At 66.6% G+C, this 24,824-nt stretch carries 29 protein-coding genes, 1 tRNA gene and 1 pseudogene; 13 read left to right on the forward strand and 18 right to left on the reverse strand.

Annotated features, from left to right (window positions below; genetic code table 11):
- The first annotated feature begins 58 nt into the window (after window positions 1-58).
- The 6 genes and pseudogenes from eno to JHE00_RS14670 all read left to right on the forward strand — a co-directional run.
- Window positions 59-1,345: a phosphopyruvate hydratase gene (eno, locus tag JHE00_RS14645; protein WP_200318603.1), complete on the forward strand. Its 1,287-nt coding sequence runs from the start codon at window positions 59-61 to the stop codon at window positions 1,343-1,345.
- 8 nt (window positions 1,346-1,353) lie between these two features.
- A complete protein-coding gene (locus JHE00_RS14650) occupies window positions 1,354-1,881 on the forward strand; it encodes an FtsB family cell division protein (RefSeq protein WP_200318604.1) in 528 nt (175 codons plus the stop codon).
- A 16-nt stretch (window positions 1,882-1,897) separates the two neighbouring features.
- Window positions 1,898-2,395: a DUF501 domain-containing protein gene (locus JHE00_RS14655; RefSeq protein WP_372440463.1), complete on the forward strand. Its 498-nt coding sequence runs from the start codon at window positions 1,898-1,900 to the stop codon at window positions 2,393-2,395.
- Window positions 2,396-2,436: 41 nt separating this feature from the next.
- Entirely contained in the window at window positions 2,437-3,390 is a 954-nt protein-coding gene (locus JHE00_RS14660) for a Ppx/GppA phosphatase family protein (protein WP_200318606.1), read from the forward strand.
- Window positions 3,391-3,474: 84 nt separating this feature from the next.
- The gene (locus JHE00_RS14665; RefSeq protein WP_200318607.1) at window positions 3,475-5,205 is read left to right on the forward strand and encodes a S8 family serine peptidase; all 1,731 of its coding nucleotides are present in this window, start codon (window positions 3,475-3,477) and stop codon (window positions 5,203-5,205) included.
- 172 nt (window positions 5,206-5,377) lie between these two features.
- A pseudogene (locus tag JHE00_RS14670) lies at window positions 5,378-6,334 on the forward strand (IS481 family transposase); the annotation flags it as partial.
- Window positions 6,335-6,359: 25 nt separating this feature from the next.
- Here the strand turns inward: JHE00_RS14670 and JHE00_RS14675 are convergent.
- A complete protein-coding gene (locus JHE00_RS14675) occupies window positions 6,360-7,853 on the reverse strand; it encodes a S10 family peptidase (protein WP_200318609.1) in 1,494 nt (497 codons plus the stop codon).
- A gap of 33 nt (window positions 7,854-7,886) precedes the next feature.
- On the opposite strand from JHE00_RS14675, the gene JHE00_RS14680 reads away from it, so the two are divergent.
- The 3 genes from JHE00_RS14680 to JHE00_RS14690 all read left to right on the forward strand — a co-directional run bounded on the left by JHE00_RS14680 (window position 7,887) and on the right by JHE00_RS14690 (window position 10,100).
- Window positions 7,887-8,594 carry a uracil-DNA glycosylase gene (locus tag JHE00_RS14680; protein ID WP_200318610.1) on the forward strand — a complete coding sequence of 236 codons (708 nt, stop codon included), beginning with the start codon at window positions 7,887-7,889 and terminating at the stop codon, window positions 8,592-8,594.
- A gap of 83 nt (window positions 8,595-8,677) precedes the next feature.
- Entirely contained in the window at window positions 8,678-10,000 is a 1,323-nt protein-coding gene (locus JHE00_RS14685; protein ID WP_200318611.1) for an NAD(P)/FAD-dependent oxidoreductase, read from the forward strand.
- A gap of 26 nt (window positions 10,001-10,026) precedes the next feature.
- Window positions 10,027-10,100: transfer RNA gene (locus JHE00_RS14690), tRNA-Leu, on the forward strand.
- Between the two features lie 81 nt (window positions 10,101-10,181).
- Here the strand turns inward: JHE00_RS14690 and JHE00_RS14695 are convergent.
- The 15 genes from JHE00_RS14695 to JHE00_RS14765 form a co-directional block, all read right to left on the reverse strand.
- On the reverse strand, window positions 10,182-11,336 hold the full coding sequence (locus JHE00_RS14695; RefSeq protein ID WP_200318612.1) for a site-specific integrase: 1,155 nt from the start codon (window positions 11,334-11,336) through the stop codon (window positions 10,182-10,184).
- Window positions 11,336-11,512, reverse strand: coding sequence for a helix-turn-helix transcriptional regulator (locus JHE00_RS14700; protein ID WP_200318613.1), 177 nt, complete (start codon window positions 11,510-11,512; stop codon window positions 11,336-11,338). Before JHE00_RS14700 ends, JHE00_RS14695 begins: the two co-directional genes overlap by 1 nt.
- A complete protein-coding gene (locus tag JHE00_RS14705; protein WP_200318614.1) occupies window positions 11,484-12,854 on the reverse strand; it encodes a replication initiator in 1,371 nt (456 codons plus the stop codon). The genes JHE00_RS14700 and JHE00_RS14705 overlap by 29 nt, the downstream gene beginning before the upstream one ends.
- Before the next feature lie 106 nt (window positions 12,855-12,960).
- A complete protein-coding gene (locus JHE00_RS14710) occupies window positions 12,961-13,653 on the reverse strand; it encodes a DUF2637 domain-containing protein (protein WP_307831945.1) in 693 nt (230 codons plus the stop codon).
- 57 nt (window positions 13,654-13,710) lie between these two features.
- Entirely contained in the window at window positions 13,711-13,923 is a 213-nt protein-coding gene (locus tag JHE00_RS14715) for a hypothetical protein (RefSeq protein WP_200318616.1), read from the reverse strand.
- Window positions 13,920-14,345: a hypothetical protein gene (locus JHE00_RS14720; RefSeq protein ID WP_200318617.1), complete on the reverse strand. Its 426-nt coding sequence runs from the start codon at window positions 14,343-14,345 to the stop codon at window positions 13,920-13,922. The genes JHE00_RS14715 and JHE00_RS14720 overlap by 4 nt, the downstream gene beginning before the upstream one ends.
- The gene (locus JHE00_RS14725; RefSeq protein WP_200318618.1) at window positions 14,342-14,572 is read right to left on the reverse strand and encodes a hypothetical protein; all 231 of its coding nucleotides are present in this window, start codon (window positions 14,570-14,572) and stop codon (window positions 14,342-14,344) included. The genes JHE00_RS14720 and JHE00_RS14725 overlap by 4 nt, the downstream gene beginning before the upstream one ends.
- Window positions 14,572-14,922 (reverse strand): hypothetical protein, encoded by a 351-nt coding sequence (locus JHE00_RS14730; protein WP_200318619.1) that lies wholly within the window; start codon window positions 14,920-14,922, stop codon window positions 14,572-14,574. Before JHE00_RS14730 ends, JHE00_RS14725 begins: the two co-directional genes overlap by 1 nt.
- Before the next feature lie 6 nt (window positions 14,923-14,928).
- On the reverse strand, window positions 14,929-15,288 hold the full coding sequence (locus JHE00_RS14735; RefSeq protein WP_200318620.1) for a hypothetical protein: 360 nt from the start codon (window positions 15,286-15,288) through the stop codon (window positions 14,929-14,931).
- Window positions 15,285-16,649, reverse strand: coding sequence for an FtsK/SpoIIIE domain-containing protein (locus JHE00_RS14740; protein ID WP_200318621.1), 1,365 nt, complete (start codon window positions 16,647-16,649; stop codon window positions 15,285-15,287). Before JHE00_RS14740 ends, JHE00_RS14735 begins: the two co-directional genes overlap by 4 nt.
- A gap of 122 nt (window positions 16,650-16,771) precedes the next feature.
- A complete protein-coding gene (locus JHE00_RS14745) occupies window positions 16,772-16,954 on the reverse strand; it encodes a hypothetical protein (RefSeq protein ID WP_200318622.1) in 183 nt (60 codons plus the stop codon).
- A 1-nt stretch (window position 16,955) separates the two neighbouring features.
- Window positions 16,956-17,219, reverse strand: coding sequence for a hypothetical protein (locus tag JHE00_RS14750; protein ID WP_200318623.1), 264 nt, complete (start codon window positions 17,217-17,219; stop codon window positions 16,956-16,958).
- Window positions 17,220-17,222: 3 nt separating this feature from the next.
- Entirely contained in the window at window positions 17,223-17,393 is a 171-nt protein-coding gene (locus JHE00_RS14755; RefSeq protein WP_200318624.1) for a hypothetical protein, read from the reverse strand.
- Window positions 17,393-17,563 (reverse strand): hypothetical protein, encoded by a 171-nt coding sequence (locus tag JHE00_RS14760; RefSeq protein ID WP_200318625.1) that lies wholly within the window; start codon window positions 17,561-17,563, stop codon window positions 17,393-17,395. Before JHE00_RS14760 ends, JHE00_RS14755 begins: the two co-directional genes overlap by 1 nt.
- Before the next feature lie 564 nt (window positions 17,564-18,127).
- Window positions 18,128-18,508: a hypothetical protein gene (locus JHE00_RS14765; protein ID WP_200318626.1), complete on the reverse strand. Its 381-nt coding sequence runs from the start codon at window positions 18,506-18,508 to the stop codon at window positions 18,128-18,130.
- Between the two features lie 156 nt (window positions 18,509-18,664).
- Between JHE00_RS14765 and JHE00_RS14770 the strand changes: the two genes are divergently transcribed.
- From JHE00_RS14770 to JHE00_RS14780, 3 genes are all read left to right on the forward strand, one after another.
- Window positions 18,665-19,489, forward strand: coding sequence for a Scr1 family TA system antitoxin-like transcriptional regulator (locus tag JHE00_RS14770; RefSeq protein WP_200318627.1), 825 nt, complete (start codon window positions 18,665-18,667; stop codon window positions 19,487-19,489).
- 4 nt (window positions 19,490-19,493) lie between these two features.
- A complete protein-coding gene (locus JHE00_RS14775; RefSeq protein ID WP_200318628.1) occupies window positions 19,494-19,703 on the forward strand; it encodes a DUF397 domain-containing protein in 210 nt (69 codons plus the stop codon).
- A gap of 549 nt (window positions 19,704-20,252) precedes the next feature.
- Entirely contained in the window at window positions 20,253-20,900 is a 648-nt protein-coding gene (locus JHE00_RS14780) for a hypothetical protein (protein WP_200318629.1), read from the forward strand.
- Window positions 20,901-20,971: 71 nt separating this feature from the next.
- Here JHE00_RS14780 and JHE00_RS14785 read toward each other — a convergent pair whose 3' ends face one another.
- Both JHE00_RS14785 and JHE00_RS14790 read right to left on the reverse strand, forming a co-directional pair.
- Window positions 20,972-22,402 carry a hypothetical protein gene (locus tag JHE00_RS14785; protein ID WP_200318630.1) on the reverse strand — a complete coding sequence of 477 codons (1,431 nt, stop codon included), beginning with the start codon at window positions 22,400-22,402 and terminating at the stop codon, window positions 20,972-20,974.
- A 2-nt stretch (window positions 22,403-22,404) separates the two neighbouring features.
- The gene (locus JHE00_RS14790) at window positions 22,405-23,004 is read right to left on the reverse strand and encodes a hypothetical protein (RefSeq protein WP_200318631.1); all 600 of its coding nucleotides are present in this window, start codon (window positions 23,002-23,004) and stop codon (window positions 22,405-22,407) included.
- Window positions 23,005-24,029: 1,025 nt separating this feature from the next.
- Between JHE00_RS14790 and JHE00_RS14795 the strand changes: the two genes are divergently transcribed.
- Entirely contained in the window at window positions 24,030-24,812 is a 783-nt protein-coding gene (locus JHE00_RS14795; protein WP_200318632.1) for a hypothetical protein, read from the forward strand.
- Window positions 24,813-24,824 lie beyond the last annotated feature (12 nt).

Below are 24,824 nucleotides of genomic sequence, written 5' to 3' on the forward strand. Positions count from 1 at the left end.
GACGCGTGCGGCTACGCTGGTGCCGTCGTCGCAGGCACAACCCCGTGAGGAGCAAGGCGTGGCGGTAATCGAGCAGGTGGGCGCGCGCGAGATTCTCGACTCTCGTGGCAACCCGACCGTCGAGGTGGAGGTTGCCCTCGACGACGGGACGCTGGCGCGGGCCGCCGTCCCTTCCGGTGCGTCGACCGGTGAGCACGAGGCGGTCGAGCTGCGGGACGGAGACACGAAGCGTTACGGCGGCAAGGGCGTCGAGCGTGCCGTGGCCGCCGTCCTGGACGAGATCGGTCCCGACCTCGTCGGGGTCGACGCCGTCGACCAGCGCATCGTCGACCAGAAGCTGCTCGACCTCGACGGCACGCCGGACAAGTCGCGCCTGGGTGCCAACTCCATCCTGGGTGTCTCGCTGGCCGTCGCGAAGGCCGCGGCCGACTCCGCCGAGCTGGAGCTGTTCCGCTACCTCGGCGGGCCGAACGCGCACGTGCTGCCGGTGCCGATGCTGAACATCCTCAACGGTGGTGCCCACGCCGACACCGACGTGGACATCCAGGAGTTCATGATCGCGCCGATCGGCGCCGAGTCGTTCCGCGAGGCCCTTCGCTGGGGCACCGAGGTCTACCACTCGCTGAAGTCGGTGCTCAAGGGCCGCAAGCTGTCCACTGGCCTCGGTGACGAGGGCGGTTTCGCACCGAGCCTGGCGAACAACCGCGAGGCGCTCGACATCATCGTCACCGCCATCGAGAAGGCCGGCTACAAGCCCGGTCGTGACGTCGCGCTCGCGCTCGACGTGGCGGCCACCGAGTTCTTTGACGACGGTGCCTACACCTTCGAGGGCTCCAAGCGCAGCGCCGAGCAGCTCATCGGCTACTACACCGAGCTGGTCGACAACTACCCGCTGGTGTCCATCGAGGACCCGCTGGCCGAGGACGACTGGGACGGCTGGGTGCGGCTCACCGCGGAGCTCGGCGAGCGCGTGCAGCTGGTGGGCGACGACCTGTTCGTCACCAACCCCGACCGGCTGGAGGAGGGCATCTCCCGCCGCGCGGCCAACGCGCTGCTGGTGAAGGTCAACCAGATCGGCACGTTGTCGGAGACGCTGGACGCCGTGACGCTGGCGACCTCGTACGGCTACAAGTCGATGATGAGCCACCGCTCCGGCGAGACCGAGGACACCACGATCGCCGATCTCGCCGTTGCCACGGGCGTCGGCCAGATCAAGACCGGTGCCCCGGCCCGCAGTGAGCGCGTCGCCAAGTACAACCAGCTCCTGCGCATCGAGGAGACCCTCGCGGACGCCGCGCGCTACGCCGGCGACCTGGCCTTCCCGAGATTCACCCCGGAGAGCTGAGCGGATCCGTGGCCGAGCGGGGCAGGACGCGCGGCAGGCGTGGCGGGGGGCGGGCGCAGAGCTCGTCGCCCCGCCGGCCTCAGCGTGCGCGCAGGGACGATCGCAAGTCGAGTCTGCGCCGCGGGCTGACCGCCAAACGCACGTCCGGCGCCGCGAAGGTGCTCGGCATGTCCACGACGCGGCGAGCGGCCGTCGTCGCGATCGTGGTGTGCGCGCTGGCGTTCACGCTCGCCGTGCCGCTGCGCACGTACCTGTCCCAGCGGGCCGAGGTCGCCGCGGAGGAGACCCGGCAGGCCGAGCTGAAGCAGCAGGTCGCCGAGCTTGAGGACCGCAAGGCCGAGCTGAGCGATCCCGCTCAGGTCGAGGCGGAGGCGCGCAAGCGGCTGCGCTACGTGATGCCGGGCGAGACGCCGTACATGGTGCAACTGCCCGAGGACAAGGCCGCCGCACAGCGGCCCGACGAGGACGAGAAGGCGCCGGCACAGGCCGGGGCCTGGTACGAGATGCTCTGGGATAGCGTGACCAAGGGTGAATGACACCGACTTCGAGCCAGTGACCGAGGCCGACCGCGAGACCATTGCCCGGCAGCTGGGCAGGCCCCCGCGCGCGCTGCGCGGCGTCGTGGCGAGGTGCCCCAGCGGGCATCCCAGCGTGGTGCAGACCAGCCCCCGGCTCGAGGACGGCACACCGTTTCCCACGCTCTACTACCTGACGTGCCCGAACCTGGCCTCGATCATCGGCAAGCTCGAGGCCTCGGGCGTGATGAAGGAGATGACCGACCGGCTCGGCGAGGACCCGGAGCTGGCGGCGGCCTACCTCCGCACGCACCAGGCCTACCTCGCGGAGCGGGACGCGATCGACCCGCTCGGACACGAGGTGAGCGCGGGCGGCATGCCCGGCCGCGTCAAGTGCCTGCACGTCCACCTCGCCCACACCCTCGCGAAGGGACCGGGCGTGAACCCCTTCGGCGACGAGACCCTCGAGCTGGTGCGCGCGGAAGGCTGGCCTGCCGGGGACTGCGCGCCGGTCTCGACCGAGCAGCCCGGCTGAGCACTCGGCTTCGGCGGCGTCGGCCGGGCTAGGGTGAGCGCATGCCTCGCGTAGCCGCCATCGACTGTGGAACGAACTCCATCCGCCTGCTCGTCGCCGAGCTGACGCACCGCCACGACGGCACCGTCGACCTGCGTGACCTTCACCGCGAGATGCGGATCGTGCGGCTCGGCCAGGGTGTCGACGCCACCGGCAGGCTCGCGCCCGAGGCGCTGGAGCGCACGCGCGAGGCGCTGGCCGCCTACACCGTCGCCGCCCGGCGCAAGGGCGTCGAGAAGGTGCGCATGGTGGCCACGTCGGCCACGCGCGACGCGAGCAACCGCGACGACTTCTTCGCCATGACCCGCGAGGTGCTCGGCGTCGAGGCCGAGGTGATCACCGGCGACGAGGAGGCCAGGCTCTCGTTCACCGGCGCGGTCGGCGAGCAGGAGCCCGAGGACGGTCCGTTCCTCGTCGTCGACATCGGCGGCGGCTCCACCGAGCTGGTGCTCGGCACCTGGGACGGCCTGCGCGCCGACGTGCTCGCGGCCCGGTCGGTGGACATCGGCTGTGTGCGGATCACCGAGCGCACGCTGCGCAGCGACCCGCCGACCGCCGAGGAGATCGCGGCTGGCCGGGAGCTCGCGGCCGAGGTGCTGGCCGACGCGTTCGCCGCCGTGGACGTGTCGAAGGCGCGCACCTGGATCGGCGTCGCGGGCACCGTCACCACGCTGTCGGCCGTCGCGCAGGAGCTGGCCGAGTACGACTCCGAGCGCACGCACCTGTCCCGGCTGCCCAGGGCGGATCTCGACCGGATCGCGGGCCAACTGCTCGCGGCCGACCACGCGGCCCGCGCGGCCAACCCGGTGATCCACCCAGGCCGGGTCGACGTGATCGGCGGCGGCGCGCTCATCGTGGGCGTGCTCGCCGAGCAGCTCGCGGCTCGTGGCGGCCCCGCCGACCTCGTGGTCAGCGAGCACGACATCCTCGACGGGATCGCGCTCTCACTCGCCTGAGCACAACTTTCGTCTGTATTTCGCACACCCGCGCGCGAGCCGGGAATAAGTTCTTCTCACTGTCTTTCCCGAGGAGGAAACCGAGTGAGAAGGCCAAGACTCCTTGCCGCCGCGTTCGCGGTGCCGCTGATCGGCGGCCTCGTGGGCGTGGCCGCGCCCGCGACAGCGCAGCCGCGGCTCTCCGGGCCGTCGACCGAGTTCACCGTGCTCGCCGAGCCCGGTAGTGGTCTCGCCGACGCGGCGCAGGCCGTGCGCGATGCCGGTGGCACCGTGGTGCGCACCAACGACGCCGTCGGCCTGCTGACGGCGACCGCGCCCGCCAACGGCTTCACCGAGCTGGTCTCGGCCGACGCCGCCGTTCTCGGCGCCGCCGAGGCCAGGCCGATCGGCGAGGCGCCGGAGCAGCGCAGTGCCGCGGCGCGAGAGGACCTGGTGGAGAAGGAGAACCGCTATGTCCCTGGCGCGCCGTCGGGGGTCAAGCGGCCGGGGTCGGAGCCCGTCGGCATGGACCCGCTCGACGACCAGCTCTGGGGCCTGAAGTCCACTCGCTCCGACATGGCAAGGACCGTCCAGCCCGGCGACGAGCGGGTCAAGGTCGGCGTGATCGACACCGGTGTCGACGGCAGCCACCCGGACATCGCGCCGAACTTCGACCACGCCACCTCGCGCAACTTCGTGCGCGACATCCCCACCGACCCGGCCGGCAACGAGGTGGACGGGCCGTGTGAGTTCCGCGGCTGCGTCGACCCGGTCGACCACGACGACAACGGGCACGGCACCCACGTCGCGGGCACCATCGCCGCCGCGGCGAACGGAACCGGCATCTCGGGCGTCGCCCCCAACGTCTCTCTCGTGAACCTGCGAGCCGGTCACGACGCGGGGTACTTCTTCCTGCAGTCGGTGGTCGACGCGATCACCTACGCCGGCGACGCGGGCATCGACGTGGTCAACATGTCGTTCTACGTCGACCCGTGGCTCTACAACTGCGCGGACAACGCGGCCGACTCGCCCGAGCAGCGGGCCGCGCAGCAGCTGACGATCGAGGCCGTGAGCCGGGCACTGAACTACGCGCACCGCAAGGGCGTGACGCAGGTGGCCGCGCTCGGTAACCAGCACACCGACCTCGGTGCGCCGCAGCCCGACGCCAGCAGCCCGAACTACCCGGCGGACAACGCTCACGAGCGCGACATCGACAACGAGTCGTGCCTGTCGATGCCCACCGAGGGCCCGCACACGATCAGCGTCTCGGCGTTCGGTCCCTCGCAGGCGAAGGCCGACTACTCCAACTACGGCGAGGAGCAGATCTCGGTGTCGGCTCCCGGCGGCTACTTCCGCGACTACTTCGGCTCCGACTGGTACCAGGCCAACGAGAACCTGATCCTGTCCGCCTACCCGCGCAACGTCGCGGTGGCCGAGGGCAACGTGGACGCCGAGGGCAACATCACGCCGCAGGGCGAGGAGCTGGGCGTGCAGCAGGCGACCGCCGCCGACGGCACGGTCGGCTACTACCAGTTCCTGCAGGGAACGTCGATGGCCGCGCTGCACGCGGCCGGTGTCGCCGCGCTGATCGTGTCCGAGTACGGCACGCCGAGACTCGGCGGATTCGGGATGAACCCGAAGCGGGTGGAGCGCGTGCTGCTCGGGAGCGCGGCGCCGATCCCGTGCCCGGTGCCCAACACCGTCGACTACCTCGACGAGGGCCGCGACGAGTCGTTCACCGCGACCTGTACGGGCACACCGGAGTTCAACGGCTTCTACGGCCACGGCGCCGTCGACGCCTACTCCGCGGTCAAGGGCGGCGCCCGCCACCTCTGACCCGACTGAAGTGAAGGGCACCTTTACTGCGTTCAGTGCAGTAAAGGTGCCCTTCACCGCAGCTAGCTGTACCTGGCCATGAGGTTGGTAGCGGTGGGTCGTTGTTGACGTAGGGGGAGCCCCCGGGTGGCGTGTGGCTTGTCGAAGGCTGCACCTACCACCTGGAGGCTCCGTGTCTCACCGTAATGCCCGTACGACGTTTAAGGGCCGGCTGCTGATCGTTCAGCGTCACCGTGCTGGCTGGGCTCACGCACATATCGCCCAGGGGATGGGGATTTCCCGTAAGTGCGTCAACAAGTGGATCGACCGGTATCGCGAGGAGGGTGAGCGGGGTCTGCACGACCGCTCGTCCCGCCCGCACCGCTGCCCACGAAGGACCAACCGTGACGTCGAAGAGCGGATCGTTGCCGTGCGGCAGCGCGAGCGCCGTGGCCCCGACTGGATCGGTGCTGAGCTCGGGGTCCCGGCGCGCACGGTGTCCCGGGTCCTGGCGCGTCACCAGGTGCCACGGCTCTGCGCACTCGATCCGATGACCGGCGAGGTGCTGCGCAACTCGCCGGTGACGACCCACCGCTACGAGCGGGACCGGCCCGGCGAGCTGGTCCACATGGACGTCAAGAAGCTCGGCCGCATCCCCGACGGCGGTGGATGGCGAGCCGAAGGGCAGAGGACAATCAATCACCGCTCGCGCGCCACTAAAACACGGCTCGGATACGACTACGTCCACTCGCTCGTCGATGACCACTCCCGACTGGCCTATAGCGAGATCCTGGCGGACGAGAAGGGCCCCACCTGCGCAGCATTCCTCGAGCGCGCGATCGCCTACTTCGCCGCGCACGGCATCGCCCGGATCGAACGCTTGCTGACCGACAACGCCTGGTCCTACCGCTGGTCACTACGCCAGGTATGCGCCGAGCACGACATCACACAGAAGTTCATCAAGCCACACTGCCCCCGGCAGAACGGCAAAGTGGAGCGACTCAACCGCACCCTGCAAACCGAGTGGGCCTACCGCCAGATCTTCACCAGCAACGACCAACGAGCAACCGCCCTTGCACCTTGGCTCGAGCACTACAACACTCGACGCCGCCACAGCGCACTTGGAGGCCACCCACCAACCAGCCGCCTGTAACCAACCTGTCGGCCAGGTACAGCTAGCGGTTGGAGGTCGCCTTCACGAAGGCACCGAGGTCCTTCGACTGGCTCACCCGCGACGGCTCGTGGACGTACATCATGTGGCCCGCCGGGTAGTACGCGGTCTCGATGTTGTCGCGCAGCTCGTCGGGGATCTGCAGGCGCGCGAGCACGTGCTCGGCCGCGTAGTACGGCGTCGCGCCGTCGTAGTGCCCGAGCGCCACGTGCACCTTCAGATGCGGGTTCGCACGCATCGCCGCGCCGAGACTGTCCACAACGGACACCGAGCGGCCCTCGAAGTCGGAGTAGGACCACGCGCGGTTGACGTCCAGCGACAGGATCTCGTATGGCAGGTCGTTGGCGTAGCCGAGCTCAGCGCGCACGTAGTGGTTGAACCCGGCCGAGTAGGCGCCGATGATGCGCGAGATCGAGGCGTCGTCGCTCATGTGCTCGCGCCCGCCGTCGGGCTCCCACGTGGTGAACCGGCCGTCCATCCGGCCCGTGGTGAGTCCCTCCTCGCGCAGCAGCTCGGTGAAGAACCGCACGTGTTCGATGCGCAGGTTCACGCGGTCCACATAGGACTCGGAGAGTCCGGTGAGCGTCGCCAGCCGCTCCACCGCGTCGGCGCGCTCCTGTCCGGTCAGCCGGGCGCCGCGCTGCAGCGCCCACGGCAGGTCGCGGGAGGCGAACTCCTCGGCGTCGGCCAGCACGTCCTCGAGCGGCCGGTCGCCGTGCTTGCCGTGGTAGTGGGCGATCGCGGCGTAGGTGGGCAGATACAGCGAGTACGGCAGGTCGTTGCCCTCGGTGAAGCGGATGGTGCCCATGTCGAGCACCGACGAGATCAGCAGCAGGCCGTTGAGGTAAAGGCCGTGCCGGTCCTGCAGGTGCGCTGCCAGCGCGGCCGCGCGCAGCGTGCCGTAGGACTCGCCTGCGACGTACTTCGGCGACAGCCAGCGTTCGTTGCGCGAGGTCCACAGGCGGATCACCTCGCCGACGGACTCCACGTCCGGCGTGAAGCCGTGGTGGTCCTTGGGCTGCTCACCCTCGCTCGCCCGCGAGAAACCCGTGGACACCGGGTCGATGAACACGAGGTCGCTGTGGGCCAGCAGCGTCTCGGGGTTGTCGGCGAGCCGGTACGGCGGCGGCTCGGGGTCGTTGACGTCGCCGGACACGATCCGGCGCGGGCCGAGCACACCGAGGTGCAGCCAGATGCTGGACGAGCCCGGGCCGCCGTTGAACGCGAACGTCACAGGACGGGTCGCCGGGTCGGCACCGTCGAGCGTGTAGGCGGTGACGAAGACCTCGGCCTTGGGTTTGTGGCCCTCGAACTTGCCGTCGGAGAGGGTCTCCTTGCGCAGCACGATGCGTCCGGTCTGCGCGGTGTAGGCGAGCTTGCGGCGTTTGACGGTCAGGCTGTGGCTGGTGGTCACCAGGTCGTCGACGGGCTCGGCGGGTTTCGCCTTCTCTTCGTCGCCGGTCACGGGGGTCTCGGTCTCACCGGTCTTGTCGGGCATGTGTCCAACCTAGATCAAGGTCACAATTAAGGAGTGGTGATCGCGGCGAGGACGGTGGCCGAACTCGACCGTCAGGTGAGCGAGTGCCGCGCCTGCCCCCGGCTGGTGGAGTGGCGTGAGCACATCGCCGAAGTGAAACGCGCCTCTTACGCCCACGAGACGTACTGGGGCAGGCCCGTTCCCGGCTTCGGCCCCGCGGACGCGGCGCTGGGTGTGGTGGGTCTCGCGCCCGCCGCGCACGGCGGCAACCGGACCGGGCGCATGTTCACCGGTGACCGCTCCGGCGACGTGCTGTTCCAGGCGCTCTACGACGTGGGCCTTGCCTCGCAGCCGACCTCGGTCCATCGTGACGACGGCCTGACCCTGCGCGGCACCCGGATCACCGCGCCGGTCCACTGCGCCCCGCCCGCCAACAAACCGACACCCGCCGAGCGCGACACCTGCGGCGCATGGCTGACCAGGGAGCTCGACCTGCTCAAGCCGACGCTGCGCGCCGTGGTGGTGCTCGGCGGATTCGGCTGGCAGGCGCTGCTGCCCGTGCTCGCCGGGGCGGGCTGGGTGATTCCCCGACCCCGGCCGCGGTTCGGCCACGGTGCCCACTACGTCCTCGAAGGCCCCGCTGAGCTGCACCTTCTCGGTTGCTACCACGTCTCCCAGCAGAACACTTTCACCGGAAGACTGACTCCGGCGATGCTGCGCGATATCTTCACGAAAGCGGCATCACTGGCGGGTCTCAACTGAATCGTTTGCGTAACGTGGCGACGCTGGTCACAGCCAGGTAGGGTCCGCGAGCGATTTACCAGACGCGGTGCGACCATAGAGTCATGGCAGTCAAGTCGGAACCGACGAGGATCCTCGTTCTCGGTGGCGGGTACGTCGGCCTGTACACGGCTCTGGGACTTCAGAAGCAGCTTCGTGCCAATGAGGCCTCCGTGACCGTGGTCGACCCTCAGCCGCACATGACCTACCAGCCGTTCCTCCCCGAGGCGGCCGCCGGCTCCATCGAGCCGCGGCACGTGGTCGTGCCGCTGCGCAGGGCGCTCCGACGCTGCCACGTCCTCACCGCTCGCGTCACCAAGATCGAGCACGAGCGCAAGGCCGTGACGGTCGAGGCCGCCGACGGCCACATCGAGCAGCTGAACTACGACGTTCTCGTGGTGGCGCTCGGATCGGTCGCGCGGCTGCTGCCCATCCCCGGCCTCGCCGAGGAGGGCATCGCCTTCAAGACCATCGGTGAGGCGATCTACCTCCGCAACCACGTGCTCACCAAGCTGGATGAAGCGGCCAGCACGCTCGACCCCGAGCTGCGCAAGCGACTGCTTACGTTCACGGTGGTCGGCGGCGGGTTCGCGGGGATCGAAGCCCTCGCCGAGCTCGAGGACATGACCCGCTTCGCCACCCGCTACTACGAGAACATCCAGCCCGAGGACATCCGCTGGGTGCTCGTCGAGGCGGCGGGCCGGATCCTGCCCGAGGTCCGCGAGACCCTCGGCGTGTGGACCGTGGAGCAGCTCGAGAAGCGTGGCATCGAGGTCTACCTGTCGACGGCGGCGAAGTCGTTCGAGAACGGCCACGTGGTGCTCTCCGACGGCACCGAGTTCGACAGCGAGACGATCATCTGGACGGCCGGCGTCAAGGCCAACCCGGTGCTCGCCAACTCGGACCTCCCGCTGGACAAGCGCGGCAGGCTCCAGGCGACCGCGGGCCTGCAGGTCGTCGGCCACCCGGACGCCTGGACGGCGGGCGACATCGCCGCGGTGCCGGACCTCTCGCGCACCGAGGAGGACCCGACGGCCACCTGCCCGCCCAACGCGCAGCACGCCGTGCGCCAGGCGAGGCACCTGTCGAAGAACATCATCAAGGTGATCCGCGGCAACCAGGCAGAGGACTACTACCACAAGAACGTCGGCTCGGTCGCCAGCCTCGGCCTGCACAAGGGCGTTGCGGACACCTTCAACGTCAAGGTCAAGGGCTTCATCGCGTGGCTGATGCACCGCGCCTACCACGTCAAGGCCATGCCGACGTTCAACCGCAAGGTCCGCATCATGCTGGACTGGATCATGGGTGGTGTGCTCCGCCGCGAGGTCGTCTCGCTGGGGCAGATCAACAACCCCAAGGAAGAGTTCACGCGGGCATCCAAGTCGTAGCAGCTCCGGGGGCTTAAGCTGCACATGCCCCCGTAGCCCAATCGGCAGAGGCAGTCGACTTAAAATCGATTCAGTGCGGGTTCGAGTCCCGTCGGGGGCACTACCTGCACTGGTCAGAGGCTTGGAGGAATGGGGCACCAAGATCAGGTGCCCCATTTACGCCCCACAAACTCTCGAACCCTCACAGGATGTCTTCCAGCGCGGCAGCGGCAGCGGACGACACCGCACCACGGCCCATGTAGGCATCCTGCGTGATCGACGGCCGAGAGTGCCCGAGCTGGTCGGCGATCAGCCGGGCGGACAATCCCGCCTCATCCATGATCGTCGCCGCAGTCTTGCGGAACACGTGCGACGTCACCCACGCGAATCCCTCGCTTCCTCGCGCCTCACGCAGCGCCCGACGGGTGTTGGACGGGTCACGCAACCCTCCGAGGGTGTCCGGAAACACCGGGCTATCGGCCGGCCGATTCTCCGCCACAGCCGTCTTCCGACGTTGCCGCAGCATCTCCACCGCCCAAGACGGAAGCGGCAGCGCCCGTTCACTGGTCGCTGTCTTCGGATCGGTCCGCTTGAGCCCCTGACCCCGCACCCGCACCACAGTCCAGTTGATCAAGACCGTCGCTTTGTCGAGGTCGACGTCCTCCCAGTAGAGCGCGAGCGCTTCCCCGATCCGCACGCCGGTCGCCAGCATGAACCGCGTGAGGTCCGGCAGGTCCTTCCGGCTGGCCTGAGGATCTAGTTCGAGCTGAGCCAGCCACGCGCGCCGTTCCTCGGCCGTCAGGGAGCGAACCCGTTTCCTGCCGCTGCCCTCAATCGGTTCGATCTCGCGGATGGGATTCGCCGTGATCGCACCGTGTCGAGCGGCGTAGCGAAGAATCCCACTGACGACGGCTCGTGCTGTGCGAGCATGCGCAGCGCTGGACTTGGCCTGCAGCGCGGGAAAGAACCTGTCGAGTCTCGGCACGGTCATCTCGTGCATACGCAACTCGCCGAACGCGGGAAGCACGTGGTTCGCCAGCATGCTCCGGTAGTTGTCCAACGTGCCCGGGGCTCGCTCCCCGTCGGCTACCCGTCGTTCCTGCCAGGCCAACCACCGATCGGCGACCTCGACGAAGCGCGACCGAGCGGTGATGTCGCCGCCACTCGGAGTCTGCAACGCCTGGGCGATCGCCAGCTTCAACACTCGTTCAGCCTTGGCCTTGCTCGGACCCGTCCGGCTCAGATCACGAGTCACACCGTCATATCCCCGATAGCGGGCCTTCGCCCGGTAGCCGGATGCGAGCTTCACGAACCGGATCGCACCATGAGTGCCGACGTCCAACGGTGGTCTTGCCATCAGACGGCCCCTTGCTGGTCGATCCAGGTGTCGACGTCGGTGGCGCGGTAGCGGACGTACTTGCCGACACGCACGCCGTTCGGGCCGTAGCCCTTGGTGCGCCATTGGTAGAGGGTGTTCTTGGGGACGCCGAGGTAGGCGGCGAGGTCATCGATGGTCAGGAGTTTGCTGTTCACGCTGGTATTCCTTGTCGTATTTGGACTTACGGTTATCTCGGATGCGGGCGGCGATGCTGGCGGCGAGTTCGCGTTCGGCGTCGTCGCGGTAGCCGGAGCCGGTGAAGCTCCAGTGGTTGACCACGGCCACGGTCTCGGCGCGGTCGGCCAGGCCGAGGCGGTCGAGGGTTTCGGCGAGCCGGTAGGCGCGACGGTCGCCCCGGATGGTTTTGAAGGTGGTGGAGTAGGCGCGGGATTTGGTGAGGAAGTGGCCGCGGAAGGCGAGCATGTGTGCCCAGCGCCGCAGGTTCAGCTCGTCGTAGGCGGGTAGGTCGCCGAGGTCCCAGGCGGTTTGGATCATCCGCCGGTGATGGTCGGAGACGGTGAGGTGGTCGATGTCGAGTTGGGAGCGGACGGGGCGGTCGGCGGCTTCGGTTTTGCCGGTGCCCTTGGTGGCGTACTTGGCGATATAGGCGGCGAGGCGGGCCTCGGAGATCTCGCCCTGCTGGTCTTCGAAGTCGTCGGCCCCGGACGGCTGGATCGCGCGGACGTCGACCTGTGAGCCCCAGACGAGGGTGTCGCGGGTGCCGTCCGGGCGGATCACCGGGAGCGCTACGGCCCCAGCAGCGGCCAACACCGCGTCGTCGAGGAGGTCGGGGTGCGCCCAGGACGGGGCGGGTGTGGTGGCTCCGTCGGGGCCGTCGAGGCGGATCACGGCGTGGAAGTGCACGAGGCCGCGCCGTTGGTATTCGGCGACTTTGCCGTAGGACAGGCGCGCGTGCTCGGGGAAGTCGCGGGCGCGGATTCCGGCGCGCTTGGCGATCTCTCGGCGTAGCCGCATGGTGAAGCGCTGCCAGAGTGCTCCGGCGTGGGCTTGCCAGAGCACGGCCCCGGTGTAGTCGTAGGTGTCGCGCTCGAGCGGGGTGCCGATGCGCGGGTCGTCGTCGTGATGGAACTCCCCGCACCGGCACGGAATCCGCTTACCGCGGGCACTGGTGCGCGCGTGGTGGACGGGGCCGAAGGAGGGGGCGGTGAGGGTGATGAAGGCGCGGGGCCGCTCGGTGACCGTCTGCGGGATGCCTTTGGTGCCGCCGATGAGTCCGGCGCGGATGAGGTGGAAGGCGTCGGCGGCGTAGCGGTCGGAGCAGGCGGGGCAGACGGCGGAGCGGCGGTTGCCGCAGGGGACGAAGATGTCGCCGCCGTGGTGGTGCAGGACGCGGCCGGTGTGGGTGTCTTGGAGTTGGTGGGCTCCGGCGAGGCGGATGGGGCGGGCGCAGCCGTTGACGGCGTGGACCTTGGCGCGCCAGTCGGCGTAGTCGGCGGAGCGGAGCCGGTGGATCAGGCGTTGTTCGAGGGTGCGCATGAACGCGGGGCCCTTCCTGTGTGGTGCAACAAAACGAGGGCGGGACACCAGCCGGTGATGGCCGTGTCCCGCCCTCGGTTCGGCGGGGGATCGTGCAGGGGTCGTGCTAACCGCCGGTGACGGTGTGGCCGTTGCGGGGGGTGAGGTCGGCGAGGATGCGCAGCGCCATGTCCTCGGGGACCTTGACCGCCTGGCGGATGTCGGCGGCGGTGAGTTGGCGACCGTCGCGGCGGGCCTGCTCGGCGAGGTCGTCGAGACGCGCGGTCAGCGGCGCGGGGAGCCGAAGCCGCGGGGACTTCACCGGTTCCGGTGCGGTGATCTGCTCGGAAGGTTCGGCGGTCGTGTCCGGCGCGGTAGGTGTGGTCGGCTTGGATTCTCCCGGCATGGCGGGCACCGGTGCGGGTGCCGGGGCGGGCTCCGGGGTTGAGGTGGCTGGTGAGGTGGGGGTGCGGCGCATGAGGAGTTTGACGACGACGAGGAAGCCGAGGGCGGGCATGGCGGCGACGAGCCATCCGGCGGGGCTGGGTTCGGCGAGGGCGACTTGGGCGGCCATTTGGACGCCGAATCCGGCGACGAGCACGGTCATGGGGAAGGTGATGCGGCCGGTGTGGCCGTGGCGGTGGTCGCGCTGGACTTCGAATCCGGCGACCACGACCATGCCTTCGATCACGACGGCGGTGGCCCAGGCCAGCCACCCTGTTTGTCCGTGGTGGCTGGCCCACTCGTGGGTGTGGGTGAACCCGGCGGCCGCACCGATCCCGCCCAGGATCACCGCGACGGTGATGCGGAGGAAGTCCACCAGGCGGCCGGTCCGGGGCGGGGTGTCCGTGGCAGACATGGCATCTGTCCTTTCTGTCTAGTGTTCGCGCCGCCAGAGTCCAGACAGGCGTCGCCGGTCCTCGGCCTCGTCTTCGTGAAGGCGGGCGAGCTGATCGCAGTACTCGGCCAGGCGTTCGCGCACCGGCCGGTTCACCACCGAGTCGCAGTGGTGCGTGAAGTGGTCGAGGAGTTCGCCGTACTCAGCGTGAAGCGCCACGATCTGTTCGAGGGGCAGGAGATCCTCGTTCATCGCGCACTGCCGGGTGGGTGCAGGTTCGACCAGCGGGTGAGCATCGCCCGGCCCTGTCTGGTCAGGCGAAGCGGGATGAGGGGTTTGCGGACTGCGCCGTGCAGGCAGGTGAGGGTGTCGCGGATGGTGCCGCGTTCGAGGTAGCCCTGCGCGAGGAGGTGGTGGACGAGGTCTTCGTCCAGGGCGGCGCGGACGTGTTCGTCGTCCTCGAGGACCATCACGCGGTCGGTGTCGTCGAGCAGCCCGAACCGGCCCAGCTGCACCTCCGCCAGCACGTCCTTCGCGACCAGCGGGTTCGCCGGAGGTGTGCGGGTGGTGCGTCCGCGTGGGGGAGGGCACTGCCGGGCCGGTGCCGGAACTGGGGCATCCGCAGCGGTGGTGGTGCCGAACAGGTCCAGTTGGGGCTGCTCGTGGCCGGTCATCGGGTGTGTTCCCGGCGGATGCTGGTCATCTGGTGGTGGTATCCGGCGGCGTGGGAGCGCCATTCGCGGAACAGGCCCGCGCAGATCACCAGGTAGATGAGCACGGTGATGGTGGCGATGGTGGTGAAGGCCCAGGGGCTGGGGATCATGGCGCGTTCGATGACCACGGCCAGCAGCGCGACCACGCTGACCTTGGCCCAGGTCCACAGGAATGCGAGCGTCAACATCAGTCCTCCTTGTCGGGTCGGTGGTGCTGGCAGAGCACTTCTTGTTCGCTGGTGGCGGCCCAGCCGGGGTAGGCGCGGACGTGGTCGGCCAGGGCGTCCCAGCTGCCGAACTCCAGCGAGGGGGTGGTGACTTCCTGCCCGCACACGACGCAGTGGGGCAGGAACACCGGGTTGCAGGCCACGAGTTCGACGTCGGACCCGTGACGGCGCAGGAGCCGTGCCCGGGTGCGGGCGGCGTGGAGATCGGTGGTGCACAGGTCGAGCAGCTTGTCGAGATCACCGAGCATGTTCACCGACCAGATCAGCAGGAAGTAGTGCGTTTCGTGGACGATGCACGGGTATGCGGGCATGAGGGTTCACCAACCTCGCCAGTCTTGGTGGGGTGCGTGGTGGGGGCAGAACACGTGGTGTTCGTTGGTGGCTTGCCAGCCGGGTTCGTCCCAGAGGAAGTCTTCGAGTTCGCCCCAGCTCAGAAACACCCAGTAGTCCGGGTCGCACACCTCCCCGCACACGACGCAGCGGGCGTAGAAGGAGCCGTCGTAGTACAGGATCGTCAAGTCCCGACCGGGTGCGGCCAGGGAGCGCAGCGCGTCTTCGGCGTAGGCGCGGGTGTAGTAGAGGGTTTCGTCGGTGGGATAGAAGCGGCCGCCGTCGCGGATGACCACCATGTAGAGGTCTCGTGCCTGCCAGGCGGGATAGTTGATGGTGACCATCACGCCACCACCGCGAGCCGGTTGCCGCTGCGTCCGGTGTGGACGAACGCGACGAGTTGGTCGATCTCGGTGTCGTCGACGTAGGCGGCCCGCACCCGTTGGGGGACGCGGGTGCGTTCGCGGATGACGTAGCCGATTCCCGCGGTGCCCTCGTGATTGGCGATCTCGTCGGCGATCGCACCCCGCAGGCGGGCGTTCTCGCCGAGGACCATGTCCACATGGGCGGCCGAGGTGACCCGCAGGCAGATGCGGGTGGTGAACAGCTCCCTGATCGGCACTGTGTCCTTGGTGGGTTCCTGCACCAGCGCGGTCATGGCGTGTCCGGTCGCCCGCCCCTGCGACCCCACGATGGCCAACTGCTTGCGCAGGTTGCGCGAGACCGTGCCGTCGCCGTAGGCCAGCAACGCGCCGATCTCGTCGATCACCAGCACGTTCAGCGGCGTCTCCGGGGAGACGGTGATCTTGCGCTTGCCGTTCTCGGCGAACCCACGCTGCACGGCGCGGAGGTCGTTGACGAACTCGTCGACCAGCGCCGAGCAGTCGTGCTCATCGGCGGCGTAGCGGTGGGCGATGGAGGCGAGTTTGGTGAACTCCATCTGCTTGGGGTCGCACAGCCAGAGCCGGACGAGCCCGTCGCGGATGAGGGGTGCGATGGCGCGGAGCTGGGACATGACGATCGAGTTCTTGCCCGCCCCGGTCGCCCCGGCGACGAAGGTGTGCTGCCCCAGTACCGGCAGTCGCCAGTCGTGGCCGTACTCGGTCTCGCCCACGTAGACCGATTTGAGGTTGACCGCGTCGGTCTCCTGCGGCATCTCGGGGGCGTCGATCGTTTCGGTGAAGGCTTCGGAGCGTTCGATGATCAGCCCGATCACGCCGGGCTTGACGCGTTCCACCGCGATCCGCTCCGCCCGCAGCGCCTCGGTCAGCTCGGGCAGGCGGGCTTCGTACTGGCGGGCGTGCTGGCCCTGGGGGATCTTGAGCCACAGGGTGTCCACCGTCGGCGAGTAGGACCGCACCCGCACGATGCGGGGGAAGCGTTCCTCCCCGGTCTTGCGGTGAATGGTGTAGAGGTCACAGGCCCGCAGCGCGGCGTGCCAGCGGGGTCCGAGGTAGGCAGACCAGCGGCGCCGCCAGGCGCGCATGCGGGGTGCGGCGACGGCGTCGAAGGTGTCGGGGTGTGCCCGGTACCAGCCGCACAGGGCAGCCGCGGTTCCCCCGACGATCCCGCCGGTGGCGATCCAGCCCAGTTCGAGGCCGGAGGCGGTGAGCGTGCCCGGAGCAACCAGCGCGCCGGGGTGGCGGGCGGTCCACACGGCTGCTTTGACTTCGCGGCCCATCGTGCGCTTCGACTGTGGCGTGTCCATCAGAACAGGAATCCCTTCGGATAGAACGAGACCGGCCCCACCACCCAGATCAAGCGGGTGCGGGGCCGGCCTCGCGTGAGTTCGTACGTGCGTGTGTGGTTGTCGTGCGTGCCGAGCAGGGGCTAGTCGTCGATGGCTGTGCTGGCGTCTTGGAGTTCGGCGGACATGCGGCCGACGGCGCGGGCGGCGCGGTCGTGGTGGGTTTTGAAGCCCTCCTTGCGTACCGGGATGCCGCGCATGGCGCGTTTGAGCTGGGTCATCGCCGCGTCGAGGTCGCCGAGGACCCGGTCTACCTGGTGTGCCATGTCAGAGCCTCCACTCGCGGGAGATCAGGTCTCCCTCGTACTTGCGGGCCACCACCCGCATCCGGTCCAGCTCGTCGAACGCCTTACCCCGGAAGCCGCGGATCTCGTCCGGGGTGGCGACGGTGAAGCCGCCGGGGACGGCGCGGTCGTCGAGGGCGTCGATGAGCTTGTCGACCTCGTCGAACTGCTCCGCGACCAAGTCCATCGCGGCGACGAAGGCGGCGTAGTTCTGCTGCGCCCGCCGGTTCAGTGCCGAAATCTGCATCCCTCAGGTGCCTTTCTGTGTGGTGGCCACCAGGGCGGCGGCCGAGCGGAGATCAGCGGTCAGGAACTTCACCGCGTTACTCACCGCATCCCGGGTCTCCCGATCCGGCCTGGTGGCGATGAATCGCTGGTATTCGGTGTTCGCGGCGGTGATGATCGCCTGAATCTCGTGCATCACTGGCCTCCGTTGCGGATCACGTGCTGGGCGTGGCGCAGGCCCTCACAGAAACCCGCCTGCCACGCGAGATCACTCGCCGGTTCGGTCAGGGCGTCCTGGCGGTCCCGCTCGATCAGCGACGCCAACCGGCGCACCAGCCGCGATACCTGGATCGCTCGCCCGCTCACGCCGCCCACCTCTTCCTGCTCCAGGCGATCCCGCCCAGACCCAGCGCCACGGCGAGGGCACCGGCCACGGGCATCGCGACCGTCAAACACCCCACCAACACCACCAGAAATAGCCAGCTCATTTGTTTTCGCCTCCTACAGTGGCCATTGCGCGCCGCACACCGTGCACGTCGCAATTCGACTCGGGGACAACCAGAAATTCGCCGAACACACATGGCCACCCATCAGGCGGCCCGCGTCGGTCCGGACGGGTCATACGAGGACAACCCGCCCCACGCCACCATCTCGCCCACCATCTGCCACTCCTTCCACTCGATCCTGCTTGTGGTAAAACCCCAAGACCCCCGCACAAAAACGAGTCCGGGAATCAAGGCGCGTCACCACAAATTGACGCGTTTTTGGCATGGATCGGCCCACTCTGGAATTGTCAATCAACAAGAAAGCGCGCTGGCCCGACTCGAAAACGGGCCGCCTGCCAAGAATTCAGGGCAGCGCTCCACGGTGTTGGGATGCGGGCCAGGGAGACACCCGCGACCGGTCACCCACCGGTCATCGCGACCGGGCCTATGCGGCCGACGACAAACCGCCCTGCCCGGCAGGCTTCAACCCCGCCGCACGAAACGACATCCCGAAGTTGACGTTGCCCTGCTTGTCCTTCATCGCCCACGACGACGCCGTCGCCTCCACCAGCTCCACATAGGTGCCCTCGTCGAACCCCTCACCCGGATCCGCCGCCAGCGTCACCTTGATCTCCTCGCCCTTACCCGCCGGGCGACCATCCGACCGCGGGCGACGCTTCGCGAACACCGACACCACGAACTGCTGCACACCCTGAAAGTCCGTCGCCGCAACCAGCTCGCCGTTGTCGTCCTCACGCATCTTCATCGCCGGGGCCTCCGACACCATCAACTTGAAGCCGCCCAAGTTCACCGGGATGTTCCTCATGCCGTCCTCCTTGTGTGCAAATTTGCATCGTCTATGAACGAGGTTATGCCAGGTGGGCAACTGATGACAACCCCGACGATGCAAATTTGCATTCATCACTCGAATGGACCAGCGTGCTGGATGCAAATTTGCAGGTCAGGGGTCTACGCTGGACGCATGACAGCAGTGAGAGAGGAACGCATCGCGCGGGAGCTCCGCAGACTGCGCGGGACTTATACGAGTACTGACGTCCAGCGAGCCCTCGGCATCACGCCGTCGAAGCTCTCGCGAATCGAGAGCTGCAAGGTGCGTCCGAGTCCTGAAGATGTCAGGCGACTCGCTGTGTTCTATGAAGCCGACACCAAGACAGTCGAACGACTCGCGAAGGCCGCCGAGGAACTCAAGCGGCCAGTCTGGTGGACCGAGTTCGTCGGCCCTGACTGGAGCTCGGCTCTTGGCTACCACCTCGAACTCGAGACCGAGGCCACACGGATCGAGTCCTGGACCGTCGACCTCGTCCCTGGCCTGATGCAGACCCCTGACTACGCCTCAGCTCTCATCACTGCACGCGTCGACGTCCCAGCGGACCAGCTCGAACGCCGATTGGAACTCCGGGTTCGTCGACAGCAGCGGGTGCGGGACGGCTCCCTGGAACTCTGGGTGATCGTCAGCGAAGCGGTCCTGCATAACCTGATCGGGGGAGCAGGGGTACTCCGGGACCAACTTCTGCACCTGGCAGACGCTCCCAGCAACGTAACTGTGCAGGTCCTGCCCTTCTCGGCGGGTGCTCACAGTGGTCTGGGAGTCAGTTTTCACCTGCTAGAATTCGCCGACTGGCCTACGGTCGGGTATCAGGACACAATCACCCAGGGTCTCTACTACGACGATCCTGACGTGGTTCAGGGCCTAGCGAGAACAGTTAATGATGTGCGTGCCACGGCACTGAGTCCTAGCGCGTCGCGCGCGGCTCTCAGTCAGCGGGCTACGGAATTGGAAGGGTGACCGGATGCTCAGCCGCGAGTGGAAGAAGAGTTCCTACTCTGGTGGGTCAAACGACTGCGTCGAGGCGCGACTCGGTGCCGACGGTGGGGTCGAAGTCCGCGACAGCAAGGCTCCTGAACTTGGATCGCTCAAGTTCACCCCGAGTGAGTGGGACGCCTTCACTGCTGGAGTCAAGGCCGGTCAGTTCCGCATCCCGGGACCGGAACAGAGCTAACGCCAGCACGACCCGAGAGGGCCCCGAGCCGCGATGGTTCGGGGCTCTCTTGCTGTCCGGGTCATCCTCATCGTCCCTGCCTGCTCCAGGCGTGGAGTGTGTGTTCAGAGTTTCTTCTCTTGTTCAAGGCGGCCCCTGCGGGGCCGCTGGCCTGCTGCTCTTCTGCTCCGGCCGAGCCTGCGCGGGGCGTGCGGCTGGCGCCGGTCCCCGCGCATCGGCCGGAGCCGAGGCAGGCCAAGGGGAGCAGGGGAGCGTTGAACAGAAGAAAGAACATGTCCTCGCCGGACGGGCTGGCTCCGGGATGGCCGGGGAACGTAGCCGCGGTGCGGTTGGCAGGGTGGGCGCTTGGTGGTCATCCCGTCGCCTGACTGATGGCTATCACACCGAGTCGGAACCGCGAGCCTGGCACATTCGGCCGGCAGTGGGCGAGCAGAGGTCGCGGCTCCGACACGGCGTGATCGAGACGCCATCAGGCGACGGGATGACCACCAAGCGTTAGAGTCTAGACTTTGAGGAGCGCGGCGTTCCGAATTCATTGGAGTGGCTAAGGTGGACGTGGCTGCATTAGTAATATCTATTTTCGCCTTCGGCCTAGCATTGGCTGGATTCATCTATGCAAGAATTGAATTCCGGAGGACTGGCCCACTGATTGATGTCCGCTTGATGAAAGGTGGCGTCAAGAATTCTGAAGGATCGGGCTTCTTGGTCGATGAGCGCGCAGAAGCTTGGATCGACCTTCCTGTCTCGAATAAAAATCACAATGCACTGGCCGCTTGGACGGAGTATTCGGTCTACGGTGTGCATGTGATAAATAAGGGACGCAGTCGAATTCTAGTGCGAAAAGTCTATCTAGAGCAAGACCTTACGCCCAGTAAAAAATGGGCCGAACTGACGGCTGACGCAAAAGGAAAGAAGAATCATCACGTCGTTATGAAGATGGATCACTCGGTCGAGCATGGGGGGTTTAGTCATGGTTCGGAGTTGCCCTGCTCAATCGAGGGAAATTCCGATGCCTACTGGGCCGTTTCCGCCCTTCGCCTCCTAGAATGCAATTTTGATCATCTGGTGAACTATGCCATTCAGTTGGGAGACGGAACGGTAGTACGCACCAAGAAGTTCCAAATTGAGTCATTCTCTGATGAGGAACGAGAAAAAGTCTTTGGCAACTTTACGTCGGCAAGCGATGAAGAGGTTTAGTTCGGCGCCTGAGCTTACCCCGTGAAGGAGGGGCCACCAGGTCGCCAGCGACTTGACTGGGCAGTCGTTGGCTACTCTCGCTCACTCTGCTCGCCGAATATCTTCACCCGCTCGCCTTCCGAGATCGGGTACCGGTATCCGAGTATATCGAATGACGATCGCGCCAGATCGACAAGCGCTGCGTCGTTCCCTTCGGCCGTGTTGTGTTTGAAATCAACGTCGACGTCTGACGCTCCCGCGACTGTGCCTCGAACGCTTAGGCGCCTCAATTTGAAGTCGTCATCCATTGTTTCGAATATTGAGTCGACATCTCGGAGGACATCTGAGCTTTCGTCATTTGTGCTAACGCTAATCCTACGAACAACGCCTTGAAGCTCCGCAGACGAGACCGCCGAACCGGACAGGGCGGGTCGGAGGTCTTCCCACCGTGCTAGCGGCGAGTCGTCCCTACCGGACGCTTGTCGTTTGTCGGTAGTGAAGTGTACCGTCCACGGGCCCGCCGAGGCGGTGAGCATCTTTGCGTGAATGTACCAGCGAGGTTCTGGATGTTCTTCCTCGTCGAACCACTCGGAATTCAAGCTGACAGCGGAACGATTCGCGCGCCAGTAGTGGAGATTGGCTCGAACCAATGAGCCGATATCGACCTCTTCCAATTCGGCGGATATCTTCTGAATCTCTTTTAGTCCCACCATGCTTCCGATGTACTCCCAGAAAGTTGACTCGTCTTCCTCCTGGGCGCGTCGGAGCAAATATGGAAGCAGGATTCTTATCTCATCGGTTTCAAGTTTTCCTCGGACGAGATTTTCGCCACCATCCTCGTCGGCGTGGAGCATTTCTATGTCACCCGTTCGGGCCATCCTTACAATGGATGCCGCCCGGCGGAGTCGCAATGATGCGTCTTCGCGAAAAAGTCGCGATACAGTCGATTCGAATCGGTCAATGTAATCGATGTCTTGCCCGAGGTTATCACTTCCCCTGTAGCGGGGAAGGTCGGCGGCCGTCTGGCTTATGATCAACCCCTTGCCGCCTCGAACTACATTCCTTCGGAAGAGATCGAATAGTGGTGCTGCTACAGATTCCCGCACCAATTTTAAGTTATCAAATTCAGCAAACTCGTCGATCGACGGTGCATTTGTGACTAGCGCATTGGGTGACCTCTCGATTTCCCCTTCGAGCTCGTCGGCCACCTCGCTATCGTCATGAGACGAATCCAGGGAGAAAAACACCGGGTTGGAGCCGCCCAACAAGTCAACGTCTCGCGCCGCTTGAGTCGATCTAAAGTTGTAGCGCAAGTAAACTTCGCGGTCCTGCCTCGCGCCCCAGCTTAGAACTAGGTCCGGTGCGAAGCTGTGATTGAAGTAGTCGGTCTTTTTGATTTCAGCCGAGGGGTCCAACTTTTCAAGTTCCGCAATCACGGCGCCCTTAATCCCCTCGATGACGTCGTCCGGGTTGTCCGAGATGAGGGCAGAAGCAACCGCGTTCTGCAGCGAGGTCTCCGGCATTTTTATGCCCCCTCCCGCTTCAAGTGCATCATCGCCAACTTCAGCTCTTCGGCCGTCAAGGTCAGCTCCTCCTGCTGGCGGTCGGTCAGCACCACAAGCCAGAGCCTGTCGGCGACCGTCCGGCACAGTTCCTTGTCGGGCTCCGCCGACTCGGCGTTACCGTCACCGCCGCCCAACTGGAGGCTGTCTACATGCTTCTCCACTGCCTCGTACACGTACTCATGTGACAGTAGGCGCGGCCAAGCACCCTGACTGAAGGGATGCCAGGTGATCCACATGAACTCCGCGCCGTCGTCCATTTCCTCACGCTGGGCACGCGCTGTGATGCTGTACACGTCCGCTATGTACTCCAGGTACAGAGTCCCCTGGGCTCCCGCGGTGGTGTACTTCTTGGCTTCAACGAACAGCGGACGGCGTCTCTCGCCCAGGAAGTGGCCTGCGAGATCGTAGGTCTTCTTGGAGCCGTCCAAACGCTGGCGTTTGCACAAGTTAACGTGATCGTAAGCTGTCCAAGGAAGCCGGAGGTGGGTTGTGCCCTCCAGATACTGCTTCACGCGAAAGACTCCGTCGCGTCCCAGTTCGTGCGCCTCCTCAGCGGACATGGTCTCGGAGAGTAGTCGACCGGGCGTCAGCGCGTAAGAGAATGATCATATTCCACTCAGAACGCCCAGGCTCACGTGTCTGACAGCGAGGTGGTAGCCGGTGGTTGAGGCTGGCGCGCCGTCTCATGGCGCGGTCGGTGGTTAGCCTGGGCAAGATCGAGTGGCCGACTTACGCCCCGCAATGACCAGTAGACGACCACAGACGGCGAGGCATGACGAGTCGACTGCTCGTCTGTTTGCCCAGGTCACGACACGCGACGGTCGAGATCGCTGAGGAACGACAAGGATCGATCGGAAATCGATTCAGTGCGGGTTCGAGTCCCGTCGGGGGCACCACCTGCACTGGTACCGGTTTCGAAATGGGGCACCGAACGCGGTGCCCCATTTTTCGTGTCCGGGTTCGGATCAGTAGCTGTAACGGGGTCGAGTGGCCAGCGATTTTGATGGAAGTATCAACATCGCTGCGAGAGGCTCCATGAAGCGCAGCCTTGCGGCCGCGCTGTTCGCGCTGGCCCTTTTGACCGTCGGCTGCACCGCCGAGAGCGACCACGGCACACCCACGACGAAACAGCGGCCGACGCCCGTCGCCTCGTCGACCGCCGAGAGCCCGTCGACCACCTCGCAGCCGTCGGCTACTTGGCGCGAACCCGCCGCCGTGGGCCGAGTTGCTCCGGGTCGCGCTGACGGCGCCCTCGTCCGATTACTGGCCCGAGCGCGCGCTCTCGTGGCTCGAAGATGGCTACCCGGTGGGGCCGTTGTTCGATGTGCTCGCGTGGTTGAAGGATGCGCCTGGGCGATCGCAGGCCGTGCGCCACCGGGCCTTGCGGCTGTGGAAGGCCGAGCGGGCAACAAGATCAAGTGTCGGCAGCATCTCTCCTGGCAATGGCCGGTAAGGGACTCCGCGTCCTGGCTGCGAGATTCAGCTCAATCGGCTGATGCGCACGTAGTCTGTTCTCGCGGGACGGAACGTGGTGGCAGTGGGGCCAGGCCGTTCCGGTAGCGGCTCGAGCGAGCAGGAGATTCGCATGGTCACTCCCGTGGAGTCCGTCGGGCAGCCGGATCGGCGGCACAATCCCTTGATCGCCCAGGCGAGCTTCGGCTGGTTGCCCGAGGTGATCACGGGGGTCGAGTACGGCGTCGGCCGACATGGCGACAACGTGGTGGCGGTGGGACGGGGCCAGTTTCCCCCGATGATCTGCCTCACCGTGTACGACGAGGAGCCGCCGCTCGACCGGCTCGGCAACATGGGCGGCAAACCGGTGGCGATACCCACCAAGGTCGGCGAGCACGACGGTTACTGGATCTCCATCGATCCCGGTGATCCGCTGAACGGTGGCAGTGTCCTGTTGCGCTGGCCGGCCGGTGGAGACAGGTGGGCCGAGATCTATGCCTACTACCTCGATGTTCGCGAGCCCGCGCAGATGCTGCTCAGGGTGGCCGCCGATGTACGGACTGTGGCCCATGCCGTCCCGTTGCCGTTGCACATCAGCAGCGTGCCGGACAACTTCCGGATCGGTGACGTGGTGACCACGCGCCGACCGGACTGTTCTGACACGGAGTGGAGCGTCGAGTTCTTCTACACCGTCAACGGGTCCAATGTGTACATCTCCGTCAAGCCGGAGGGTGGGGAGCCGCCGCGCCAGGCCGGCGCTGTCTGCAAGACCGAGAACGGGCTCACCGCCTGTGTCGCCGTCGAGCGCCCGATAGCAGCGGATCTGGATTACCTCGGCGGAGTGCAGGGGCTGCTCGATCGCATCACCCTGCTCGGTCCCGACGAGGACAGCTGGACCGTCCAGGTGATCGGATGATTGTATAAGCGC

This window comes from Prauserella cavernicola (genome assembly GCF_016595675.1).
Lineage (GTDB): Bacteria > Actinomycetota > Actinomycetes > Mycobacteriales > Pseudonocardiaceae > Prauserella_A > Prauserella_A cavernicola.